A 21,592-nucleotide genomic window follows, 5' to 3' on the forward strand; every position below is an offset into this window, starting at 1 on the left:
CATGGGAGCATCCGCAGCGATCGACTTCACCTCCGACGTGCCCCGTCCCGGTGACCTCAACGTGTCCTGGATCCACGGCTCGGAGTCGGCGAAACACAACACGGACCCCGACATCCAGGTGCACGCCTATGACGCGCACACCTTCGTGCTGCGCCAGAATATGGCGGTCAATTACGAGGCGCCGTTCATGTTCCTGCTGTTCGGCAATGCCCGGGCCGTGCTGATCGACACCGGCGCCACGGCCTCCGCGGAGTTCTTCCCGCTGCGCCGCGTCGTCGACGGACTGATCGACACCTGGCTGGCCGCGCACCCCCGTGAGGGCTATGGGCTGCTGGTCCTGCACACCCATCCGCACGGTGACCATGTTGCGGGCGATGCCCAGTTCGCGGGCCGGCCGGGCACCCTTGTGGTGGATGCTGAGCAGCGCAGCGCGTGGGAGTTCTTCGGATTTGGGGACGACGACGGCGGTCCCGCCGGCGGTCCCGCAGACCGGCGGGCCCAGGTGGACCTGGGCGGCCGGGTCCTGAAGTGCTGGCCCAGCCCGGGACACCACAGCGCCGCCGTCACCTTCCACGACCCGTACACCGGCATCCTGCTCACCGGAGACACCGTTTACCCCGGGCGCCTCTACATCCACGACTGGCCGGCGTTTGTGGACACGATCGACCGGCTGATCCGATTCTGCGCCGCGCACCCCGTCAGCCATGTCATCGGCTGCCACATCGAAATGTCGCGGGAACCCGGCGTCGACTACCCGATCTACACCACCCACCAGCCGGACGAACCGCCGCTGCAGATGTCGGTGGACCAGCTGCAGGAGCTCGGCCGGGCGATCGACGTCGTCGGCGGGCGTCCCGGCCGCCATGTCTTCCCCGGCTTCGTGCTCTGCCTGAACAACTGAAAAGCCCCCGAGATGGCACTTCGCGGCAATGTTTGGGCGCAACACCGCCGCGAACTGTCATCTCGCTGCGCGCGGCGAGGGGCCAAGGGGCCTGTTGTCAGCGCCCCCGCAGGGACGCGGCAGCGGGTACTCCGGGCGGGAATTCGGGCAGCGCCCCGGCGGGCGTGTGGAAGATCCACAGCGAGAGCGCACGGTGGACGGCCCAGTCGTCGTCGGCTGCCCGCAGGGAGGCGACCTGGGATCCGTCCGGTTGCTCCGTGAGCCTGACGACCCGCAGCGGGACCGGGTCCGCCTCCGGCAGCCGGAGCATGATCACGCCGGACGCTGGAAGTGTTCCGTGCGGGAAACGGACGGCCGCGCCACCCACTGAAATGTCCAGCAGTTCACCCCTGGTGCCCGCTGCCTCCACCGGCGCCGCGACTTCCACGCGATAGGCGTTGCGGCGGGAGGTAGCGAATTCGACGGCCCGGATCCGCCGTGTGCCCAGAACCAGAACAGCGCCGGCCAGCACCAGCCAGGCGCCCGACGCCACCGTGGAACCTGCCGTGGTGCGCCAGGGAACCAGTCCGGCCAGCCCGGCCGCAGCGTAGAGAATGACTGCGGTGATCAGGACAACCATCACGATTAGGATGCGTGGCGTGCGGCCGCGGAGCCGTGAATCCGCGGCTCCCTTAGGCGTGACCTGGAACTCGAGGACGTTGCGGGACATAAGCCACCAGAAACATGCCAGGCCCACCGGTACGCGGAAGATCCGCAAAGCGAAGGCTGTGGGCCAGTGGATTTCGTTCCGCATGAGTTGCTTCGAACCCCAAAGCCGCACTGTGAACATGACCAGGAAGACCCCGAGGAACAAAAGGGGCCCGGCGGTGGAGGTCTGCGCCCCGGAAACCATGATCAGGACCGGAATCAGGAAGGCCACAAGCGTTGCGATGCCCTCCAGCCACCACAGCGTGCCGTTGAGGTACTCGTGGTAATTCCGCCACGACATCCAGCCCTTTGCAGCCCACAACTTCTCGTGCACGAGGATCTGCATCGCCCCCATGCCCCAGCGCCGGCGCTGCAGCAGGTACTGGTCCGGCGTAGCCGGTGCAAGCCCGACGGCGAGGGTCTGGTGGTGGTAGACGGTCCGCCAGCCGCGCCGGATGAGTTTCAGCGTGGTGTGCATGTCCTCGGTGATGGTTTCGGTGGCGACGCCGCCCACCTCTTCCAGCGCACTCACACGCAACAACGACGTCGACCCGCACCAGAACGGTCCTGCGCCGGGGACGTTACGGGAGGCCATGAGGACGTTGAAGAAAGTGCCCTGCTCGCCGGTGATGCCATCGTCGTCGAACGCGCCGCCGTTGTAGAACGACTGCGGACCCTGGATCAGGGCGACCTCTGGGTCCTCGAACCAGCCCAGGGTAGCGGTGAGGAAAGTCGGAAGCGGAACATGATCGCAGTCGAGCACCGCAATGATGTCGATGCCGGGGCCGCCCGCGGCACGGTCTGCGGCCATAAGGCCCAGGGCGTGGTTCATGTTGCCGGCCTTGGCATGGTCGTGGACCTGGCGGCGGACATACCGGGCGCCGTAGGCCGCGCACATTTCCTCCACCCAGGGTCGGTCACCGTCGTCGAGAACCCACGTTTCGTGCGCCGGGGCAAGCTCACAGGCCGCCGCCACCGTGGGCGTTAGGACTTCGATGGGCTCGTTGTACGTGGGGATCAGGACTGCCACCCGCATGCCGTTGGGGGCTTCGGCCACAGGGGCCGGCGGGTGGCTGTCGATGTTCCACACGGACCACGCCTTCAGGACCAGGCCGGCCAGCGGCAGGGCCTCGAAGGTCAACAGAATCCAGGCGATGGTCAGGTTCCACTCGCCGGACGGCAGAGTGAACAGCAGGCGCCAGGCCAGGTACAGGACCAGGGCGGCGATGGCGGCGATGCCGCCCACGTGGGCCAGCCGACGGGACCTGGGCGCCTCCGGCCCGGGGGTCCCAGCCGGGCGGCCCAGCCGGCAATACCCGCTCGGGTCAGCGACGTGGCGTCGAGTGGCGCAGGGCGGGATGGCGGTGCCGCACTGGTGTTGGCGGCGGGTGGTTCTTCAGACGGCGCGCTTTCGGAGCGCAGCCGCAGGGCCTCACGGGGCACCTGATCTCCCTCAGCTAGATCGGCTGCTAAAAATCTGATCATAGCTGTGGGACGGCGCACCCGGCCGAGGGTGCCGTTTTTCCTTGCAGAAAACTGCGGCTGTGCCGCGGGCGGGCCGTTTTTGCGGGGCCGTTTTCGCGGGGTGCCCGCGCGGTTGCGAGCCTAGTGGACTGCGATGGTCTCCGCTTCCTCGGGTCCGACAAAGCTGCACGCGCCCGGGTGGCGGACCGGCAGGGTGCAGGTGCGCCCGGTGGGCAGATGGACGTTGGCGCAGCGGCCGGCCATGGCCACGTCTTCCCGGACATGGGTGACGTGCGTGCTGCTCAGCTCGTGGGGCGAAGCGCCGCCGCTGGAGGGCAGGGGGCTGTCGGACGGATTGTGCTCTTGGCTGTTCACGGCTGAGACTCCTTGGGATCTGCTGTGCAGGAAGGGTTCTGTGCTAATCCGAAGTCACCAGCCTCGCACGGGCGGATTAACGCCGCGTTACCGGGGGGTTAGGTTCCCGTCTCATCGCTGCCGCACCTTTTGCCGCCGCCTTGATTTGCGCATACTTGAACCCAGATTTGGGATTCCGGCAGCCGGGAAGGACGGTGGCTCATGAGCGGCGGGGGAGGCTCGGCGTTCCGGCGCCGGGTGGAACGGGCGGCCGAGTTGCGCTCCATCCGGGCCAGCGGCAGCACGGTCCAGGAGAACGACGAGTTGAGCGCCGCCGAGGAGGAACTCCGGCAAAAACGCGCAAAGGTAGACGACGCCGCCAAGGCCGAATACCTGATCCGCGACGCCATGGCGCAGGGGAAGTTCGACAACCTGAAGTACGCGGGCAAACCCATCCCGGGCCTCGGCGAAGTCTACGACCCGGACTGGTGGGTGAAGGGTTTGCTCCAGCGCGAGAACCTCACCGGCCTGGGCCCGGCGGCGATCCTGCTCCGCACGGAGGACGCCGGACTCGACGCCCGCCTGGATGCCCAGTTCACGGAGAAACAGGTGCGCGATATCCTGGCCGACTTCAACGCCCGCGTGGTCGACGCCCGCCGGCAGCTCCAAGGCGGCCCCCCGGTCATCACCAAGACCCGCGACGTCGACGCCGAGGTGGCCCGCTGGCGCGACCGCCGGGCGGCCCGGGCCGCCGTCGTGGCCCCGGCCGAGCCGGAACCGCAACGGCCTTGGTGGCGCCGGCTCTGGAAGCGCGGCTAGAACGCTGTGGTCCCGAACGTCCAACCAGCGTAGCCTGCGATTAGAAGAACCCATCGCGCAATTGCGCGTCGGCACGAGGCGGGCGATGCCCATGAAAAAGTTGGGAACCGAGGGCAGCCAAAGCCCGCGGCCGGCGGATTCTGCCGAACCGGGGCAGCCGCCACCTGCCCGGTTGCGCCTAGGCTCCGCCCTGGCGTTTGCCGGCTTCGCGGTCTCCGTGGTTGCCGGGCTGTTTCATGCCGATTCCGCCAGCGCGAACGACCACCCGGCGACCTTCGCCGAGTACGCCCGAAGCGGCATCTGGACCGCGGTCCACCTGGGTCAGTTCGCCGGTATGGCGCTTCTGGTCGCCGGATTGCTGGTCCTGCTGATGATGCTGAAGGCGCCGGAGGGGCCGATCGCCTGGGCGGCGCGGTTCGGTGCTGTTGCGGCCGTGACCGCGCTGGCGCTGTACGCCGCGCTGCAGGCCGTCGACGGGGTGGCCCTCAAGCAGGCCGTGGACGCCTGGGCTGCCGCGGCGGAACCGGAGAAGGCAGCCCGCTTTGCGACCGCCGAGGGTGTCCGGTGGCTGGAGTGGGGCATGCGGAGCTACCAGAGCTATGTGCTGGGCGCCGCGCTGGTCCTGACCGGCGCCGTGGTTGTCGGCGCGGGCGGGACCGCCCGACTGGCCGGATATCCGATGGCGGTCTCCGGGCTGGCCTACCTTGCCCAGGGCTGGATCATCGGCTCCGAGGGATTCTCGGCGGCAAACACCATTCCCACGTTGGCAGGAATAGCCCTGATCCTGGTGTGGTCCGTGTGGCTGCTGGTCGTTGCCTGGCCGAAGCGGGCACCGTCCCTCGGCCGCACGCCACGGTGAACCCGGCCGTTCAGGCTGCACGAAGTGGCAGTTCACGGCAGTGTCCAGGCCGAACACTGCCGTGAACTGTCACCTCGGCGGGCTAGTGCGCGCGGACGGTGCGCGGCGCCTTCGCCAGGTTTTCCCGCAGTTCGGCCGCATTCTGGCGGACGACGTAGGCCGGGCGGTCCCGTTCCACGCGCCAGCTTTCGGAGAGCGGGCCGATGTTGACGGTGTCGAAGCCGAACTCGTCGTAGAGCCGCGTCACAAGCTCCGCCGCCTCCGGGAAGTCGCTCGCGGTGGCCAGTGCGCGGCGGTTCTCCGTACCGGCCGGGGTGCCGTCGGTGGCGATCTGGGTGGACATGATGTGGTTGAAGCCCTTGGCGACCTTGGATTTGGGCAAGTGCTCCTGGAGCAGCCCCGAGGTGGTGGCCTCGCCGTTGTCGAGCGCCGGGAACCGTCCGTCGCGCTCCCAGTAGTAGTTGTTCGTGTCGACCACGATCTTGCCCGCAAGCGGTTCCGCCGGGATGTCCTTGATGTTCTTCAGCGGGACCGTGACGACGGCGAAATCGCCGGCCGCCGCAGCCTCCGCCGCGGTTGCCGCGCGGGCATGCGGGCCCAGTTCGGCGACGAGTTCCGCCAGGGTTTCCGGCCCCCGGGAGTTGCTGATCACGACGTCGTAGCCGAGCTGGACCGCCTTCCGGGCGAGCTGGCTGCCAATGTGTCCTGCACCGATGATTCCGATTGTTGTCATATCCGGGCTAACGGCATCCCGGCCGCGGATATTTCAGGGGACGCGGGCCGGGCGTGGCGGGCCGCAGTTCAGGGGTGCAACCAGCCTTGCTCGAAGTCCGGGTGGTCGTAATAGGGCAACGCCAAGGCCTGCAGGGAGCGCTCCATCCAGTCCAGCGACCGCGGCGCCCAGTGGGCCTCCTGGAGTGAGTCGCTGACCATCGAGGCCAGCGCCGACTGCCGAGCCGCTTCGACGACGCCGATCAGCCTCCGCTTTGCCTCGCATTCGAGCAGCAGCCGTTGTTCGTACCATTCGCCGGATTTGGAGACGGTCCGGTCGCTGAGGAGTGTCCGGGCCGCCGCCTCGTCCTCGGAAATGCGCTCGGACAGAAACTCAACAATGTCCACAAACCGAGGGTACGCGCGACGGGCGGACTTGGCATCACCCGAGCAGGTCGTCCTCGTAGCACCAGCGCCAGTCCTCGCCCGGTTCGATGCTGCGCATGACGGGGTGGCCGGTCGCTTCGAAGTGCCGGGAGGCGTGCGTGCCGGGGGAGGAATCGCAGCAGCCCACGTTCCCGCACGCCAGGCACATCCTGAGGTGTACCGGCGTCGTGCCTTCGCGGCGGCAGTCCGCGCAGAAGGGCTCGTGCGGAACGTCGGGGTCGGGTGCGGACTCGAGGTGGCCGCATACCCCGCCGGGCCTCGCGATCCCTTCGCCGCCGCCCTCGGCGGGGGTGTCCAGCTCCTCAAGCGAGATGTCCAGCATGGATTCCTCAACGTCCAGCCGGTCCAGAACCTCGCTGAGAACCTCGTGGGCGTAGGCGCCGCCGCGCCGCAGTTCCAGCACCTTGGCCCGTTCGGCTTCCAGCATGGCGAGCCGCAGCTGGGCATAGCGCTGGCTGGGGGTCGCGGCCTCCGAGGTCGGCCGGCCGAGCCGCTCCCAGGCCGCCAGCCCGCGCTCCTGGGTGCGCCGCTTGAGCATGGCCACCACCTCCGGCGGGTCGTTGTCGGTGCGCAGTTCCTGCAGCCGCTCCACCCCGGCCGCGGTAGCCAGCTGCATCAGGGACGCCTGGTTCAGGGCATCCTCGCGCTGGTCCGGGCCCTGGACCCGGAGCAGCCGGACCAGTGCCGGCAGGGTGAAGCCCTGCAACGCCAGCGTCCCGCCGACCACCACCATCGCGGCCAGGATCAGCACGGACCGGTGCTCCAGGTCCGCGGGCAGCACCAGCACCGCGGCCAGCGTCACCACCCCGCGCATCCCGGCCCAGGACACGATCGCGGCGAACTGCCACGGCGGCGCCGGGTCATCGCGCCGCACGCTCGGAATCAGCCGGGGCAGGTATGTCGCCGGGAAGACCCACACCGGCCGGAGCAGCAACACCGCCAGCAGAATCACCGCGCAGCCCGCCCAGATCCGGCCGGCGCCAAGCGAGTCGTCCTGGATGCCCTCGATGATGGTCCGGACCTGCAGTCCGATCAGCAGGAACACGGAGTTTTCCAGCAGGAACTGCACCGTGTTCCAGTTACTTCGCTGGCTCAGCCGGGCCGCGCCGTTGGGCATGGACGGCGCTTTGGTTCCCATTACGAGCCCGGTGACGACGACGGCGAGGACACCGGAAGCGTGGATCGCCTCGGCCGGAAGGTAGGCGACGAACGGGGCCATCAGCGATGTCGAGGTGTTGATCGCGACGTTGCGGATCCGCTTGCGGAGCTCGGTCAGCACGTAGGCGGCAGCCAGGCCGACCACCAGCCCGCCGCCGGCCGCGAGCAGGAAGCCGCCGGCGATCCCGGCCGCGGACACGGTCCCGGCGATCGCCGCGATGGCGGCGCGCAGGCAGACCAGCGCGGTGGCGTCGTTGACCAGGGATTCGCCCTCCAGGATGGTAACAATCCGGCGGGGCATGCCCACCTTCCGGGCGATGGCCGTCGCGGCCACGGCATCCGGCGGTGCGACGACGGCGCCCAGGGCGATCGCGGCGGCCAGCGGGATTTCCGGGAACAGCCACCAGACCACGAAGCCGACGGCGAGGGTTCCGAAGATGACGTAGCCCACCGAGAGCAGCGCGATGGCGCGGCGGTTGGAACCGAAATCGAAGAGCGAGGTCCGCAAGGCGGCGGCGTAAAGCAGTGGGGGCAACAGCCCGACGAGGACCAGCTCCGGGTTCAGCTCAATGCGCGGGACAAAGGGGAGGAAGGACCCCGCGACGCCGGCCAGCACCAGCAGCAGGGGAACGGAAACGTTGAGCTTCCGGCCCAGTGCGCTGCCGGCACAGACAACGGCCACGAGAACCAGCAGTCCGAGGGCGAGTTCCATGAGGCCATTCTGTCAGGCGGTTGATTCGGCCGTGCTCCGTGCCCGGCCGCGCTTAGGCGAGGCTGTCTTCCTTGACGCGCTCCTGCTGGCCGTGCGGTGCAGCGGCGGCGTGGTGCGCCTGGGCGTGGTGGCCGAACGGGTTGAAGCGGCTGTGGGCCAGGCCGTCGAATTCGTAGGCGGTTTCGGCGTGCTCGGAGCGGTCCACGCCGGCCACCTCGGCTTCGTGGCTGACACGGAAACCGACGGCCTTGTGGATCGCGAGCCCGATGACCGCCGTGGCCAGGCCGGACAGCGTGACAGTGATCAGCACGGCGACCGTCTGGGCGACCAGCTGGTGCAGGCCGCCGCCGTAGAAGAGCCCTCCGCCATGTCCGTCCGCCGGCAGGGCGATGAGGCCGAGCGCGAGCGTGCCGATCAGCCCGCCGCCGAGGTGGACGCCGACGACGTCGAGCGAGTCATCGAAGCCGAACTTGTACTTCAAGTCCACGAACACGCAGCAGGCGGCGCCGGCCACCAGGCCCAGTCCGACGGCGGCGAGCGGGCTGACGTTGGCGCAGGAGGGAGTGATCGCGACGAGGCCGGCCACCACGCCGGAGGCCGCACCGAGCGAGGTGGGGTGGCCGTGGCGGACCTTTTCGACCACGAGCCAGCTCAGCATGGCGGCCGCGGGGGCGGCGAGGGTGTTGACCCAGATCAGGCCCGCCTGTTCCACCGTCGTCGCGGCACCGGCGTTGAAGCCGAACCAGCCGAACCAGAGGATCCCGGCGCCGAGCATGATGAACGGGATGTTGTGCGGGCGGTGTGCCGGGTCCTTGCCGAAGCCGTGGCGGTTGCCCAGGATCAGGACCAGGACCAGGGCGGCGGTGCCGGAGCTGATTTCCACCACGGTGCCGCCGGCGAAGTCGATCACCTGGCCGAAGACGGAACTCACGGCACCGCCGGCGCTCATCAGCCCGCCGCCCCAGACCATGAAGGCCAGCGGGCAGTAGACGACGGTGATCCAAACCGGAACGAAGAGCGCCCAGGCGGTGAACTTGGCGCGGTCGGCGATGGCGCCGCTGATCAGGGCGACGGTGATGATCGCGAAGGTTGCGCTGAAGCCGGCCTTGAGGAGGTCGGGGGAGCCCATGAGCCTGGCCAGCCCGAAGTTGGCGAAGGGATCCCCGAAGATGCCCAGGAAGCCCTTGCCGGTGGTCATCGAGTAGCCCCAGAGTACCCAAACGACACCCACGATGCCGGCCGAGACGAAGCTCATCATGATCATGTTCAGGGAGGCCTTGGCCCGGGTCATGCCGCCGTAAAAGAGCCCGAGGGCGGGGGTCATCAGCAGCACTAGGGCTGCCGAGAACATGATCCAGACGTTTCCCGCGGTGAGTTCCACCTGCGTTCCCTTCCAACAAATCGCCGTACCGGGACACCTCGCCGCCGGTCCCCAACCGGGTTCAATCCTCCCGGCGGCGTGTTTCAGGCAGTCGGGCGCAACGTTGCGGGGAAGTTACAGAAATCGTCCCTTCGTGAAGGGCGCGTGTCGGGTTTGTTTCCGGGAGGTAAACGGCGGCTATCCGGCGCGGTTCCCCCGCCGTTTCGACGGTTCCGTGCACACCGGACGTTTCCTAGCGTCGAACCGGCAGGGAACCGTCGAAACGGGTGCCGGCCGGCTGCGGAAGAATCGGGCGGGAGCGTGGGCATCAGTCTGCCAACTGTCCGGAATCCCGGACACAAGCGCCGGCTACCCCCGTGATGCAGATCACGGGACGTGCTCAGATGGACGGACAAACCCACCCAGATCTCTAGTGAGGACGAGCATGCAAGCTTCGACACGAACGGAAACCGCCGGGCGGCGCGTCGAGCGCCGCTCCATCGACTTCGTTCCGGAAAATGAACGCCACGGATCTCCCGGGCAGCAGTTCACGCTGTGGTTCGGGGCGAACATGCAGATTACGGCGATCGTCGACGGCGCCCTTGCCGTGCTGTTCGGCGCCGATGCGCTCTGGGCAATTCTGGGGCTTCTGATCGGCAATCTGCTCGGCGGCGCGGTGATGGCTCTGCACGCGGCCCAGGGACCGAAGCTCGGCCTGCCGCAGATGATCTCCAGCCGGGCTCAGTTCGGCGTCTTCGGGGCGGTGATTCCGCTGGTGCTCGTCATCATCATGTACCTCGGCTTCGCGGCGACCGGTACCGTCCTCGCAGGCCAGGCCATTGATCAAATCACCCGCACCGGAACCCCCGCCGTGGGCATGGTGATCTTCGGCGCGCTAACGGTGCTTGTGGCCACGCTGGGCTACAAGTACATCCACGTGCTGGGCCGCATCTCGACCGTCATCGGCGTACTGGGTTTCACCTACCTTGGCATCCGGCTCTTCGCGAGCCAGGACGTCGGGGCCCTTCTCGCCTCCGGCACCTTCGAGTTCCCCACTTTTCTGCTCGCCATCTCGCTGGGCGCCGGCTGGCAGCTGACCTACGGTCCCTACGTCGCGGACTACTCGCGCTACCTGCCCTCGAAAACCCCGGCACGGAAGACCTTCCTGGCCGCCTTCCTCGGCACCGTGCTGGGCTCCCAGTGGTCCATGACGCTCGGCGCGCTGTTCGCGTCGCTGGCGCTGCCCAAGGGCCAGCGGTTCCTGGACGGCCAGGTTGCCTTCCTGGGCAACCTCAGCGGCGGCGGCCTGATCGCCGTCGTCATCTACTTGGTCATTGTGACCGGGAAGCTGACAGTCAACACCCTGAACGCCTACGGCGGCTACATGACCATGCTGACGTCCGTCACGGCCTTCACCCGCAAGACCGCCGCCCGGTCGCGGACCCGGTTCGCTTACGTGATCGGCTTCATCGGACTCACCGTGCTGATCGCCATGCTGGCCTCCCCGGACTTCCTCGCCAACTTTAAGAACTTCGTGCTGCTGCTGCTTATGGTCTTCATCCCCTGGAGCTCCATCAACCTCGTGGATTACTACCTGATCTCCAAGGAAAAGGTCGACATCCCGGCCCTGTACGACCCGAACGGCCGCTACGGACGGTGGAACAAAACGGCGCTGATCTCCTACGCGATCGGCATCGTCGCCCAGATTCCGTTCCTGGCGCAGACGCTCTACACGGGCCCGATGACCAAGGTGCTGGGTGGATCCGACATCTCGTGGCTGGTGGGCCTTGTGGTCACCGCCCTGGTGTTCTACCCCCTGGCCAAGCGCAACTCCAACGCGCCCGCAGAGATGATCTATCCGAACGACGCCGGCGTCGCGGCGGAGCCGCCGGCCGGCCGGCTCGCAGGCGCTCCGGTGGCCTGACCCGCCGTCGGCTCCCGCTCCGCCGTTTCGACGGTTCCGTGCACCCTCGACGTATCCAAACGTCGATTCGGCAGGGAACCGTCGAAACGGGCAGCGTGGCTGCGGCGGGCGCCTTAGAGCCGGGTGATTTGAGTCAGATAGCCGTAGTACTTCGCACCGGCCGGCCGGAGCGGATCTCCAATGAACCCGAAGTCCGGGTGCCGGCTGTTGTACGACTCGGCGGTGTCCAGGAACTGCTGGGTGAGCTCCGCGCCCGATCCCTGGCAGGCTCCCTGGTCGATGCACAGGGCCACTGCGCCTGCCACTGCCGGACTGGCGAAGCTGGTGCCATGGTTCACGCCGTAGCCACCGGGCACGGTGGACAGGATGCACACACCCGGCGCGGCGACCGTGTGCTCCTTGTCCCTGGCGTTGACGGCGAAGTTCGAGAAGAACGCCGGCCGGTCGTCCAACTGTCCGAGGCGCCGCCAGTCATCACGGCCGCACAGACTGGCAGCTAGTCCGTCGGGCTTTCCGTCGAAGTCCGCCATGGCGGTCGCGGTCAGCACCTCGTGGTAGGCCGCGGGGACCGTCCCGGCGAGGTCCGCGGCCGAGTTTCCGGCTGCGACGGCGTACGCCACGCCGGCCCTGACCGAGCGGCAGATCGCGTAGTGCATCGGGTCGGTGCCCTTGCCGCAGTTGGCGGTGTCGGAGCCCGGGCCGCCGATGCTGATATTGGCGACGGCGATGTCGTTGTCCTCGTTGTCGTCCTTGTGGGTTGAGGTCACCCAGTCAATGGCGCAGATCAGGCTCTCCTCGGTGATGGAACCGGTGTTGGAGACGACCCGTACGGACCAGAGCGGGGTGCCCGGTGCCACGCCGATGATGCCGGAGCCGTTGTTGCGGGCACCGATGACACCGGCCACCGACGTGCCGTGGCCAAGCACGTCAATGGGCGTCACTTCGACCGGTTTCCCGGAGGTGCAGTCGATCCCTCCCTGGACGTTCAGGTCGGGGTGCTTGCCGTCGATGCCGCTGTCGATGACCGCCACATTGACTGCGGAGCCATTTTCATTGCCAGTGCCGGCACGTACGGCGTCCTTGGCCGCTTCCGGATCGCCGCCGATCCGTTGCCACCACAACGGAGCGATCTCGGTGTTGGGTGTGGTGGGCTCTTCGGGCTCCTCGAAGTGCCGGCCGAGCGTGACGAAATCGACGCTGGGATCGGCGGCGAGGTTCTTGGCCTGGCTGGCCGTCATGGTGCCGGCGTAGCCGCTCACAGCGCTCCGGTACACGTTGGAGCCACTGAAACCGAACTTGGCCTGCTGGGCCGCGGCCAAGGCCCCGGCATCGCCGGTGCCGTCCTTGAGCACGACAATGTAGCTTTGTGCCGGTTCGGCGGCGGCAGAAGGCGCAGCGGCCGCCAGGCCCCCGCCCGTTACCAGCAGGAGGGCTGCCAGGCCGCCCACGAAGCGCCGCGGCCGTGTGCCGTCCGGCGGGGGAGCAGCAGCGCCGGGCCGGGGACGGCGCCAGCCGGGATCCACGAATGTTTTTTGCACGTGCGGGAAAAGATTGCGGATAGTGGTAAACATCGTGGCCTCCCAGTAAGCATGGTGCTTTTCGAGTGCCCCCCGTCCATATGGTAGGCCCTGCAGCGTGGATTAATCAGGGGCTATCGGACTCCGCGTCCGGCGGCCGGCGGCAGCGGCGGCTACGCCAGAGGGATTTCCAGGCACCTTTCGCCGGCATTCCAGCTGCTTCCGGTGCCCAGCTCCCCGCACAGCCGGGACATCCGGTCCGCGACATCCCGGGCGTCTCGGACTGCCAACCGGGCCTGGAAGTCGGCGATGAGGGTGGGAAACAAGCGCAGCTGCCGCGGCGCCCCGCCGTCGGCCTCCAGCAGGAAGATGAAGGAAAAGTCGTTGCGCTCCTCGGGGTCCACCGCATAGTCATCGACGAAGTCCCCGGCGCCGTAGATGATCGGCCGGTTCCGGTACACCTCGACGCCGCGGAAGATATGCGGCGAATGCCCGAACACGACGTCGGCGCCCGCGTCGACCAGCTGCCGCGCCAGTGCGCGATGCTCGGGCGGGGCGCCGGAGCCCCAGTTGCCGCCCCAATGCGCCGAAACGACGAGCAGCTGGACACGCGACTTGGTCCGCTCCACCAACTCGAGCAGCTGCCCGACCCGCTCCCCGCGGTCTGCAACAGGGACGTAGTACACGCCTGGGGACCCGGGCGCTGCCTCCCAGTCCGGCTGGTTGTCCGTAAACGCCACGAACCCGACGGCGGTGCCGCCGACCCTGCGGACGGCCGGGCGCCGGGCCGAGGCCGGGTCCGTGCCAGCGCCCGCATGCAGGATCCCGTGCCGGTCCAGTGCAGGCAGCATTTCCCGCAGGGCGTCCGGACCGTAATCGAGGACGTGGTTGTTGGCGAGCGACACCAGGTCGATCTGCGCGGAGACCAGGCTGCGCACGTTCTTCAGGTCGCTGCGGAAGGTGAAGACCTTGCCGGGCTCGGGTCTGCCGCCGTCGGCCAGCACGCATTCCAGGTTGGCGATCCTCACGTCCGCCCGCCGCAGGACCGGCAGCGTGTCACCCCAGGGATAGGCGGGACCGGCGGTCTTCAGGTAGTCGTTGACCAGCCGGCCGAGCATGACGTCGCCCAGGAACGCGATCTGCATGGCACCAGCATGGACCGCCGGCCGGGCAAGCGAAAGGACGACGGCGGAACATTCCCCCGTCGTCCCCTCGCGATGCCCTAGGCGCGGAGGCTGCGGCCCAGATTCGCGTACTTTTCGAGCCGGCGCGGAATGAGTTCGCCGATCCCGGAGGCCGAGACCAGGGAGAGCTCGTATTCAATTGCCTGTCCCATCCGCCGGCAGAACGCCCGGGCCTCCAACGCGGCGTCGGGGCGTTCGTCAACGATGTGGTCTATTAGTCCGTTGGCGTGCAGGGCCGCGACGTTGACGCCCTGGGATGCGGACATCGCCGGCGCAAACTCGGTGCTGCGGTGCACGATGGCGCTTGCTCCCTCGGGCGGCAGCGGGGACAGCCAGGCATGCTGGGCTGCCACGGTCCGGTCGGCCGGCAGCAGCGCCAACGCACCGCCTCCGGCGCCCTGCCCCAGCAGCACCGAGACGGAGGGCGACTGCAAGCCGATGAGGTCGTGGAGGGACCGGGCAATTTCGCCGGCCAAGCCGCCTTCTTCGGCCTCTTTGGACAGCGCCGCGCCGCCGGTGTCGATGACCGTCAGCAGGGGCAGGCCCAGCTCCTCCGCCAGCCGCATGCCGCGCCGCGCCTCACGGAGGGAAGCCGGTCCCATGGCCGTCTGCTGCGACGGCCTCGGCCGCGAGTGGCCGAGTACGACGCAGGACCTCTCGCCAAAACGGGCCAAGGCCAGCAGCAGCCCGGGGTCCTTCTCGCCCTGGCCGGTGCCGTTGAGCGGCAGGACGTCCCGTGCCCCGTGGGCCAGGAGCTGGCGGAGGTCGGGCCGGCGGGGATTCCGCGAAATCTCAATCGAGGTCCAGGCCCCGGCGTCCGAGGGGGCCACGCTGAGAGTCGGCGGCGGACCCACCGGCGCCGGGGAGCCGGGGCTGAGGATATCCAGCGCACGGTTGACGATATCGGGCAGTTGCCCCGGCGGAACCACCGCGTCGACGAGTCCTTTGTCGAAGAGGTTCTCCGCCACCTGGACGTTTTCCGGGAAGGGCTTGCCGTGCAGCGCCTCGTAGACCCGCGGGCCAAGAAACCCCAGAAGCGCGGCCGGCTCCGCCACGGTGATGTGGCCGAGCGAACCCCAGGAAGCCATCACGCCGCCGGTGGTGGGGTGGCGCAGATACACGAGGTAGGGAAAGCCTGCCTGCCGGTGTGCGCGGACGGCGGCGGTGATCTTGATCATCGACAGGAACGCCAGCGTCCCCTCCTGCATCCGCGTGCCGCCGGACGCAGGTCCCGCCAGCAGAGGCAGGCCTTCCGCGGTGGCCCTTTCGACAGCCAGGACGATTCGTTCGGCCGCGGCGGCCCCGATCGAACCCGCGAGGAAACGGAATTCGCTGACGATCACGGCGACCCGGCGGCCCCGGATCAACCCTTCACCGGTGAGGACTGATTCGTCCACGCCGGATTTCTCACGGGCCGCCGCCAGCTCCGCCCGGTAGGCGGGGCTTGGATCCGGGTCAGTCACCGGTTTGTCCCAGCTGCGGTAGGAGCCCGGGTCCAGCACCGTGGCTATCAGCGCAGTGGCATCGAGGTGCCGGACCTTCTGCTCTGCCAGCATGTCAGTGCCCGCCCCGGCCCTGGGCGCCGGCCGCCGTCGGGACGCCCGTGGCGCTGTCCAGCCAGCGGCGGATGTTGCCTCCGTCCTGGTCCAGCAGGGGTGGGGCGCTGTGCGAGGTCAGGGTGGTCTCCCGTGCGTCGCCCGGGTCGAAGAACCGCAGCGGGGGGCCGGGCAGGCTGATTTTTCCCAGGACCTGGTGGTCGACGTCGATCACCAGGCCCTGCGAGTGGACCTGCTCCCACTGGTAGACCTCGTCCAGGGTCCGCACCTTTCCGGCCGGGATGCCCACCTCGTTCAGCCTGGCCAGCAGGGGCTCGGCTTCATAGTCGGCAAAGGCGTCCTCGACCGCCTCAATGACCTTTTCGCGGTTGCGCACCCGGTCAGCGTTGGTGGCGAACTCCGGCCGGGTGGTGTCGATCCCGAACGCGCCGGCGAAGCTCTTCCACAGCTTCTCGCTGCCCACACTGATTTGCACCTTGCCCTGGCGGCAATGGAACAGCCCGTAGGGGGCGATGGATGGGTGGTGGTTACCCTGTGCCTGCGGCAAGTCTCCGGCGACGGTCTGCCGCGTGCCCTGGAACGCATGCACCCCGATCAGGGCCGAAAGCAGGGAGGTCCGGACGATCTGCCCCTTGCCCGTCCTTTCGCGCTGCAGCAGTGCGGCGAGGGTGCCGAAGGCCCCGTACATCCCGGAGAGCAGGTCGGCGATCGGCACCCCCACCCGCTGCGGATCGTCAGGCCCGGAACCGGTGAGGGACATCAGCCCGGCCTCACCCTGCAGGATCTGGTCGTAGCCGCTGCGGGCGGCCTCCGGCCCGTCATGCCCAAAGCCGGTGATCGACAGGATCACGAGTGCCGGGTTCAACGCATGCATTTCCGACGTCGAGAATCCGAGCCGGTCCAGGACGCCGGGGCGGAAGTTCTCCACCACGACGTCGGCCTTCGTGAGCAGTTCCCGCAGGATCTGGCGCCCGTCGTCGCTCTTCAAATCCAGGGCGATGGACTCCTTGTTGCGGTTGCAGGACAGGAAGTACGTGGCCTGCGGGTCGTCCTCGGGGCCTACGAAGGGCGGTCCCCAGCCGCGGGTGTCGTCCCCGGTGCCGGGGTTTTCAACCTTGATTACCCGAGCGCCGAGATCCGCCAGCATCATCCCGGCGTGCGGGCCGGCAAGGGCACGGCTGAGGTCCACCACGAGGTAGCCGGCCAGCGGGCCAGCGTTGGGGAGGTCGGATTCCTTGCTCATAATCGATCCTTTTCTTTTCAGTTCCAGGGTGTGCAGTGCGTGCGCCGGCATCGGCCGGGGGCAGCTACATCCAGCCGGGGACAACCATGACAAGCCAGGCGATGGCCGGCCCCGCGACGACGACGATGCCGCTGTAGGCGAGGATCTGCTTGTAGAACTTGTCCTTGTCCACGTCCTCCGGAGCGTTGGCCAGCACCAGGGCGCCGTTGGTGGAGAACGGCGAGACGTCCACGATCGTGGAGGAGACGGCCAGCGCGGCGATCACGCCGATGGCGCCGATTTCGCCGCTGGCCAGGAACGGGACTGCCAGCGGGATGAGCGCGGCCAGGATGGCGGTGGAGGAGGCGAAGGCGGAGACGATGCCGCCGATGTAGCAGATCAGCAGGGCCGCGAGCAGCGGCATGCCGAGGTCGGCGACGCTGTTGGAGACGAACTTGATGGTGCCGGCCTCTTCGAGCACGCCGACGAAGGTCAACATGCCGCAGATGAGCAGGACGGTGGACCAGCTGATCTTGTTCACTGCCCCCTTCTGGGCCTCGGGTGAGACCAGGGCCAGGATGATGGCGATCGTGATGGAGACGAATCCGACGTCGACCTTGAACCCGAGTGAGATCACGGCCAGCGCGATCAGGCCGAGGACGGTGACCAGCTGCGGAACGGTCGCCCGGGCGCCGGCGGAGGTGGCGGCGGTACTGTCGGCAGACGAACCCGCGCTGCTGCCCTTGGCGGACACGCTGGCGGGGGAGATGTCCGAACCTGAGCCCTGCAGGGTGACGCCGGCCGTGCGGGCGCCGACGCTGACTTTCATGCGGGTCTCGGCAGCCTGCTCGATGAGCCGGCCGGTCTTGGAGGAGAGCAGCTTGTTACCGCCAAGGACAATGAACAGCACGAGCGCGATGACGAGGTTGAAGAAGAAGCTCGCCAGGAAGATAGCCATCGGGCTCGCCGCAAGGTCCGTCTTGGCGATGATGCCGTTGACCGTGACGCCGTAGACGGCGATCGGCGAGAACCCGCCTGCCTGGGCGCCGTGGATCACCATCATGCCCATCATCAGCGGGTTGATCTTGTGCTTCGCGGCAAAGCTCAGGGCGATCGGCGCGATGATGGCGACGGCGGCCGGGGACAGGGCGCCGACGGCGGTGATTAGCGCGGTGATGGCGAACATGACCCACGGAATGAGGGCGACCTTGCTGCCCACCATCCGCACGGCGCCCCGGACCAGAAGGTCAATGGTGCCGTTGTTCTGTGCGATGGCGAAGAGGTAGGTCACCCCGACGATCGTCAGGAACAGCCCGCCGGGGAAATTGGCCAGAATCTCGTTGGTGGACATGCCAAGGAAAACCGAGCCAAGCAGGAAGGCGCCGACAAAGGCCAGCGCACCCATGTTGAGGGGCAGCACCGTGGCCAGCAGGAACATCACCGCCAAGACGATGATGGAAAGCACGGGAGCGGACATCTTTGTTCCTCCGGGGACTAGTGTGATGTGGATTACAGGACTACTGGCCTAGCCTCTTAGACACTAGGTGAGTTTGTCAATACGCCTCAGGGATAGGATGGGGGAGTCGCTACGTCGGGAGGATGTTGGAGATGGCAAAGAAGTCTGAGGTCCCGGAGATTTCCCGTGTGTCCAGGCCGCGTCTGTACGAGCAGCTCGTGGCGCAGCTCCTGGACTTCATCGAGTCGGCCCAGCTGGGCCCCGGCGACCTCCTGCCGGCCGAGCGGGACCTGGCCGAACGGCTCGGGGTCTCCCGCGCCACGCTGGCCCAGGCGCTCGTGGCGCTGGAGGTGCTTGGCGTGATTGACGTCCAGCACGGCACCGGAGCCGTCCTGGTGTACCGCCCCAACGTCCCCGCGGTGATCAAGGGCCTGCGCGAACACCGCAGCAGGCTTCCCGAGATCGTCGAGGCCCGCAGCACGTTGGAGGTCAAGCTCGCCGAACTAGCGGCCGCGCGGCGGACGGACCAGGACATGCAGGCGATTGACGCGGCGATTGACGTCATGGCCGAGGAGGTGGCCGCAGGCTCAAAGGGTGCGCGCGGGGATGAACTCTTCCATCAGGCCGTCACGGCCGCCGCCCACTCCGCGGTCCTGGGCCAGCTGATGGCCTTTATCGCTGAAATGATCCTGGAGACCCGGATCGAATCCCTCGGACAACCGGGGCGCCCCGAGCAGTCCATTGCCTCACACCGGAAGATTGCGGATGCCATCCGGGCGCAGGATGCCGCAGGCGCCGCCGAAGCCATGTTGGCCCACATCGACATGGTGTCCGACGTCGACCTGCTCAAGTAGTCGGAGCACCGGCGGCAGGGGCTGTTAAGACCTCCGCCGGGTAACCGGAATTAGAAGAGGCGATGCCGCCGGGGACCGGGGCTGTGGGGACTAGCCGTTGTAGCCCTCCACCTGCGTGACCGGGCGGGCCTCCGCATCGTCGGGATTCTCGCCGTATTGCCTCTTCGCCCGCCGTTGCCGCAGCAGGTCCCAGCACTGGTCGAGGTCCTCCTCGAGCTGCCTGAGCCGAAGCCGGTCCGGCACGTGGTCGTGGTCGGCGCTCGCGGACTCGGCCTGTTCCCGGAGCCCACGTTCCTCGTCCACAAGGGCGGTGATGCGCTGGAGGATGTCCCGTTCGTCCATGGTGTCCTACTTCCTGCGGTCCTGAAGCTGTGGATACACGCCAGCGTAATCACGGGCGTGCGTCGTGACCAGAGGACGGCCAGTGAGCGGACCCCGCCGAGCGACGGGGCCCACTCGCTGAGCCTTCCGATGCGAACCGGCTCTAGCCGTCCCGGCGCTGCAGTACGAGCCGCAGCGCTAGCAGCAGGCCGCCGCCGCACAGAAGGGCCAGCGCCACAAGGTGTAACCCGTCAGTGGTTCCCGTCATAGCCAACATGCCCGCTCCGGAGGCCGGAGCCTCGAGCCGCGCGGCCACGCCGGCAGGATGAGCAGCCTGGCCGGTCGACGGGAACTCCGCCGTCGGGAGGGTGCCCTGCATTCCGACGGCGGCGCCGGAACCGTCCGCGTTGCCTCCCGCTTCGCCTCCGGCGTCCAAGCCCGGCGGCGTGACGGCTTCTTCAGTTCCCGCCTCCGTTGGGATTCCCGCAGAGGCCTCGGAGTTGCCGAGGATCCCGATCGAGGCCGCCCCGAGCGTCACCGGTGCGGTGACGGGGGCGATGACCTGGGTGCCGGACAGGGTCCCGTCTTCGCCGGAGGTGGTGTTTCCGTCGGCGTCGGCCGGTGCCGCTGCGGTGGTCCCGCCGGTGGTCCCCTCGGTGGTGGCGGCGGAGTCGCCGAGGATCCCGATCGACGTCGCCCCGAGCGTCACCGGTGCGGTGACGGGTGCGATGACCTGGGTGCCGGACAGGGTTCCGTCTTCGCCGGAGGTGGTGTTTCCGCCGGCGTCGGCCGGTGCCGCTGCGGTGGTCCCGCCGGTGGTCCCGCCGGTGGTGGCGGCGGAGTCGCCGAGGATCCCGATCGACGTCGCCCCGAGCGTCACCGGTGCGGTGACAGGTGCGATGACCTGGGTGCCGGACAGGGTTCCGTCTTCGCCGGAGGTGGTGTTTCCGCCGGCGCTGGCCGGCGCCGGTGCGGTGGTCCCGCCGGTGGTGGCGGCGGAGTCGCCGAGGGTCCCGATCGACGTCGCCCCGAGCGTCACCGGTGCGGTGACAGGTGAAGCGACCTGCGTGCCGGACAGGGTTCCGTCTTCGCCGGAGGTTGTATCCGCCGCGCAGGCGACGGAGGTTCCGAGGCCAGGAGGCCGCCGGCAAAGAGGGTGCCAAGCAGCCCTCTGCGCAAGTTCGTATGCATGATGTTTTCTCCTGAAGATGTTGGTGTTGCGGACTGAATGGGCAGTCCGATGAGCCGTGGTCCGCCCGTTGCGGGGCAGAGGGGCTCCAACTAGTCGGGAGAAGATCCGGGGTCGAAAGACGCCGGTTTGGAAGCTTGGGGCAGCGGTTTGGTGGCCTCGCTCACGCCGGGCGGCGGTCGAAGATGGAAGGGTGTGGTCACGGTGGCTGCACTCGGTCCGGACGGACACTGGCTGCTGCCCGCCCCCGAACCAGGCACCCCGGGGACAACGCTAGGGAGTTCCTCACCGCCGAGGTCGCCGCCCGGCTGAAGTGGGGCGACGGATCCGCCTACTGCAGGCGTCACGGGGAGGGTCCCTGACTGTGGGGGGCTGTACTCATCTGCTGCCGGCGTGGGGACTGCTGACGGCGTGGGGACTGCTGCGACGTCGGCGCGGGTGGCGTTCGGGTGCGAGGTCGCGGCCCCGCCCGTTCGTGCAGGCGTCGCGTCAAGTCGGGCGGCCTCCGGCCCCGCGGGGGCGGGCGGCGCAGAGGCGACGGGAGGCAGTGGGAGCGCCTGCGCGCCGGTCAGCACATCCCCCAGCGGCTCCACCGCGGGAGCGGTGGCGGGCAGCGCCTCGGTCGCGACGGGGATGATGGTCCCCACCAGGGCGGCGGCACCGGTGTCCACCAGTTCGACGGCGGGGGAAGCCAGGTCGGTCACCGTGCTCGCGGGAACAACCGCTGGCGCTGCGGGAATTGAGGCAATAACCCTTTCAACGGAGCCCGCGACCTGCCCCAAAACCGGGGACAACAGCCCAGAGCTGTCGCCCCCGGCACTTCGGGACGCTGACCTGCTCGCGGATTCCGGCGGGGTAGACGGAGAGGAAGATGCTGCGTTCAGGCCCCCCGGAATT

Annotated in this window: 19 protein-coding genes; 5 read left to right on the forward strand and 14 right to left on the reverse strand. The window is 68.4% G+C overall.

From position 1 onward, the window contains the following. Window position 1: 1 nt before the first annotated feature. A complete protein-coding gene (locus tag AB4Y91_RS01010; protein ID WP_441416733.1) occupies window positions 2–901 on the forward strand; it encodes an MBL fold metallo-hydrolase in 900 nt (299 codons plus the stop codon). Window positions 902–998: 97 nt separating this feature from the next. Here AB4Y91_RS01010 and AB4Y91_RS01015 read toward each other — a convergent pair whose 3' ends face one another. Both AB4Y91_RS01015 and AB4Y91_RS01020 read right to left on the reverse strand, forming a co-directional pair. Then, window positions 999–2,834, reverse strand: coding sequence for a glycosyltransferase family 2 protein (locus AB4Y91_RS01015; protein ID WP_441416734.1), 1,836 nt, complete (start codon window positions 2,832–2,834; stop codon window positions 999–1,001). Between the two features lie 359 nt (window positions 2,835–3,193). Continuing rightward, complete coding sequence (locus AB4Y91_RS01020) at window positions 3,194–3,427, reverse strand: hypothetical protein (RefSeq protein ID WP_441416735.1); 234 nt, start codon at window positions 3,425–3,427, stop codon at window positions 3,194–3,196. A 201-nt stretch (window positions 3,428–3,628) separates the two neighbouring features. Between AB4Y91_RS01020 and AB4Y91_RS01025 the strand changes: the two genes are divergently transcribed. Both AB4Y91_RS01025 and AB4Y91_RS01030 read left to right on the forward strand, forming a co-directional pair. Next, window positions 3,629–4,225, forward strand: coding sequence for a J-domain-containing protein (locus AB4Y91_RS01025; protein WP_441416736.1), 597 nt, complete (start codon window positions 3,629–3,631; stop codon window positions 4,223–4,225). Between the two features lie 91 nt (window positions 4,226–4,316). Then, window positions 4,317–5,084: a hypothetical protein gene (locus AB4Y91_RS01030; RefSeq protein WP_441416737.1), complete on the forward strand. Its 768-nt coding sequence runs from the start codon at window positions 4,317–4,319 to the stop codon at window positions 5,082–5,084. An 82-nt stretch (window positions 5,085–5,166) separates the two neighbouring features. Here the strand turns inward: AB4Y91_RS01030 and AB4Y91_RS01035 are convergent, their stop codons facing one another. From AB4Y91_RS01035 to AB4Y91_RS01050, 4 genes are all read right to left on the reverse strand, one after another. Further along, the gene (locus AB4Y91_RS01035; protein ID WP_441416738.1) at window positions 5,167–5,817 is read right to left on the reverse strand and encodes an NADPH-dependent F420 reductase; all 651 of its coding nucleotides are present in this window, start codon (window positions 5,815–5,817) and stop codon (window positions 5,167–5,169) included. Between the two features lie 68 nt (window positions 5,818–5,885). Next, entirely contained in the window at window positions 5,886–6,203 is a 318-nt protein-coding gene (locus AB4Y91_RS01040; protein ID WP_175323884.1) for a DUF6221 family protein, read from the reverse strand. 34 nt (window positions 6,204–6,237) lie between these two features. Then, a complete protein-coding gene (locus AB4Y91_RS01045; protein ID WP_441416739.1) occupies window positions 6,238–8,112 on the reverse strand; it encodes a Na+/H+ antiporter in 1,875 nt (624 codons plus the stop codon). 52 nt (window positions 8,113–8,164) lie between these two features. After that, the gene (locus AB4Y91_RS01050) at window positions 8,165–9,493 is read right to left on the reverse strand and encodes an ammonium transporter (RefSeq protein ID WP_441416740.1); all 1,329 of its coding nucleotides are present in this window, start codon (window positions 9,491–9,493) and stop codon (window positions 8,165–8,167) included. A gap of 424 nt (window positions 9,494–9,917) precedes the next feature. Here AB4Y91_RS01050 and AB4Y91_RS01055 point away from each other — a divergent pair, with 424 nt between their 5' ends. Further along, window positions 9,918–11,396 (forward strand): purine-cytosine permease family protein, encoded by a 1,479-nt coding sequence (locus tag AB4Y91_RS01055; RefSeq protein WP_441416741.1) that lies wholly within the window; start codon window positions 9,918–9,920, stop codon window positions 11,394–11,396. A gap of 113 nt (window positions 11,397–11,509) precedes the next feature. Here the strand turns inward: AB4Y91_RS01055 and AB4Y91_RS01060 are convergent, their stop codons facing one another. The 5 genes from AB4Y91_RS01060 to AB4Y91_RS01080 all read right to left on the reverse strand — a co-directional run bounded on the left by AB4Y91_RS01060 (window position 11,510) and on the right by AB4Y91_RS01080 (window position 18,352). Continuing rightward, complete coding sequence (locus AB4Y91_RS01060; protein ID WP_441416742.1) at window positions 11,510–12,967, reverse strand: S8 family peptidase; 1,458 nt, start codon at window positions 12,965–12,967, stop codon at window positions 11,510–11,512. Between the two features lie 119 nt (window positions 12,968–13,086). Further along, window positions 13,087–14,058, reverse strand: coding sequence for a CapA family protein (locus AB4Y91_RS01065; RefSeq protein WP_441416743.1), 972 nt, complete (start codon window positions 14,056–14,058; stop codon window positions 13,087–13,089). A 77-nt stretch (window positions 14,059–14,135) separates the two neighbouring features. Beyond that, the gene (locus AB4Y91_RS01070; protein WP_441416744.1) at window positions 14,136–15,653 is read right to left on the reverse strand and encodes a carboxyl transferase domain-containing protein; all 1,518 of its coding nucleotides are present in this window, start codon (window positions 15,651–15,653) and stop codon (window positions 14,136–14,138) included. 1 nt (window position 15,654) lies between these two features. Next, window positions 15,655–16,896 carry a CaiB/BaiF CoA transferase family protein gene (locus tag AB4Y91_RS01075; RefSeq protein WP_441416745.1) on the reverse strand — a complete coding sequence of 414 codons (1,242 nt, stop codon included), beginning with the start codon at window positions 16,894–16,896 and terminating at the stop codon, window positions 15,655–15,657. 64 nt (window positions 16,897–16,960) lie between these two features. Further along, window positions 16,961–18,352 carry an SLC13 family permease gene (locus AB4Y91_RS01080; RefSeq protein WP_441416746.1) on the reverse strand — a complete coding sequence of 464 codons (1,392 nt, stop codon included), beginning with the start codon at window positions 18,350–18,352 and terminating at the stop codon, window positions 16,961–16,963. 131 nt (window positions 18,353–18,483) lie between these two features. On the opposite strand from AB4Y91_RS01080, the gene AB4Y91_RS01085 reads away from it, so the two are divergent. Beyond that, on the forward strand, window positions 18,484–19,185 hold the full coding sequence (locus AB4Y91_RS01085) for a FadR/GntR family transcriptional regulator (protein WP_441416747.1): 702 nt from the start codon (window positions 18,484–18,486) through the stop codon (window positions 19,183–19,185). Between the two features lie 90 nt (window positions 19,186–19,275). Here the strand turns inward: AB4Y91_RS01085 and AB4Y91_RS01090 are convergent, their stop codons facing one another. From AB4Y91_RS01090 to AB4Y91_RS01100, 3 genes are all read right to left on the reverse strand, one after another. Further along, the gene (locus AB4Y91_RS01090) at window positions 19,276–19,527 is read right to left on the reverse strand and encodes a DUF2630 family protein (protein ID WP_441416748.1); all 252 of its coding nucleotides are present in this window, start codon (window positions 19,525–19,527) and stop codon (window positions 19,276–19,278) included. 142 nt (window positions 19,528–19,669) lie between these two features. Continuing rightward, window positions 19,670–20,545, reverse strand: coding sequence for a hypothetical protein (locus AB4Y91_RS01095; RefSeq protein ID WP_441416749.1), 876 nt, complete (start codon window positions 20,543–20,545; stop codon window positions 19,670–19,672). Window positions 20,546–20,787: 242 nt separating this feature from the next. Next, window positions 20,788–21,399, reverse strand: coding sequence for a hypothetical protein (locus tag AB4Y91_RS01100; RefSeq protein ID WP_441416750.1), 612 nt, complete (start codon window positions 21,397–21,399; stop codon window positions 20,788–20,790). Between the last annotated feature and the right edge of the window lie 193 nt (window positions 21,400–21,592).

Source organism: Arthrobacter sp. YAF16, assembly GCF_052113385.1.
Classification (GTDB): Bacteria; Actinomycetota; Actinomycetes; order Actinomycetales; family Micrococcaceae; genus Arthrobacter.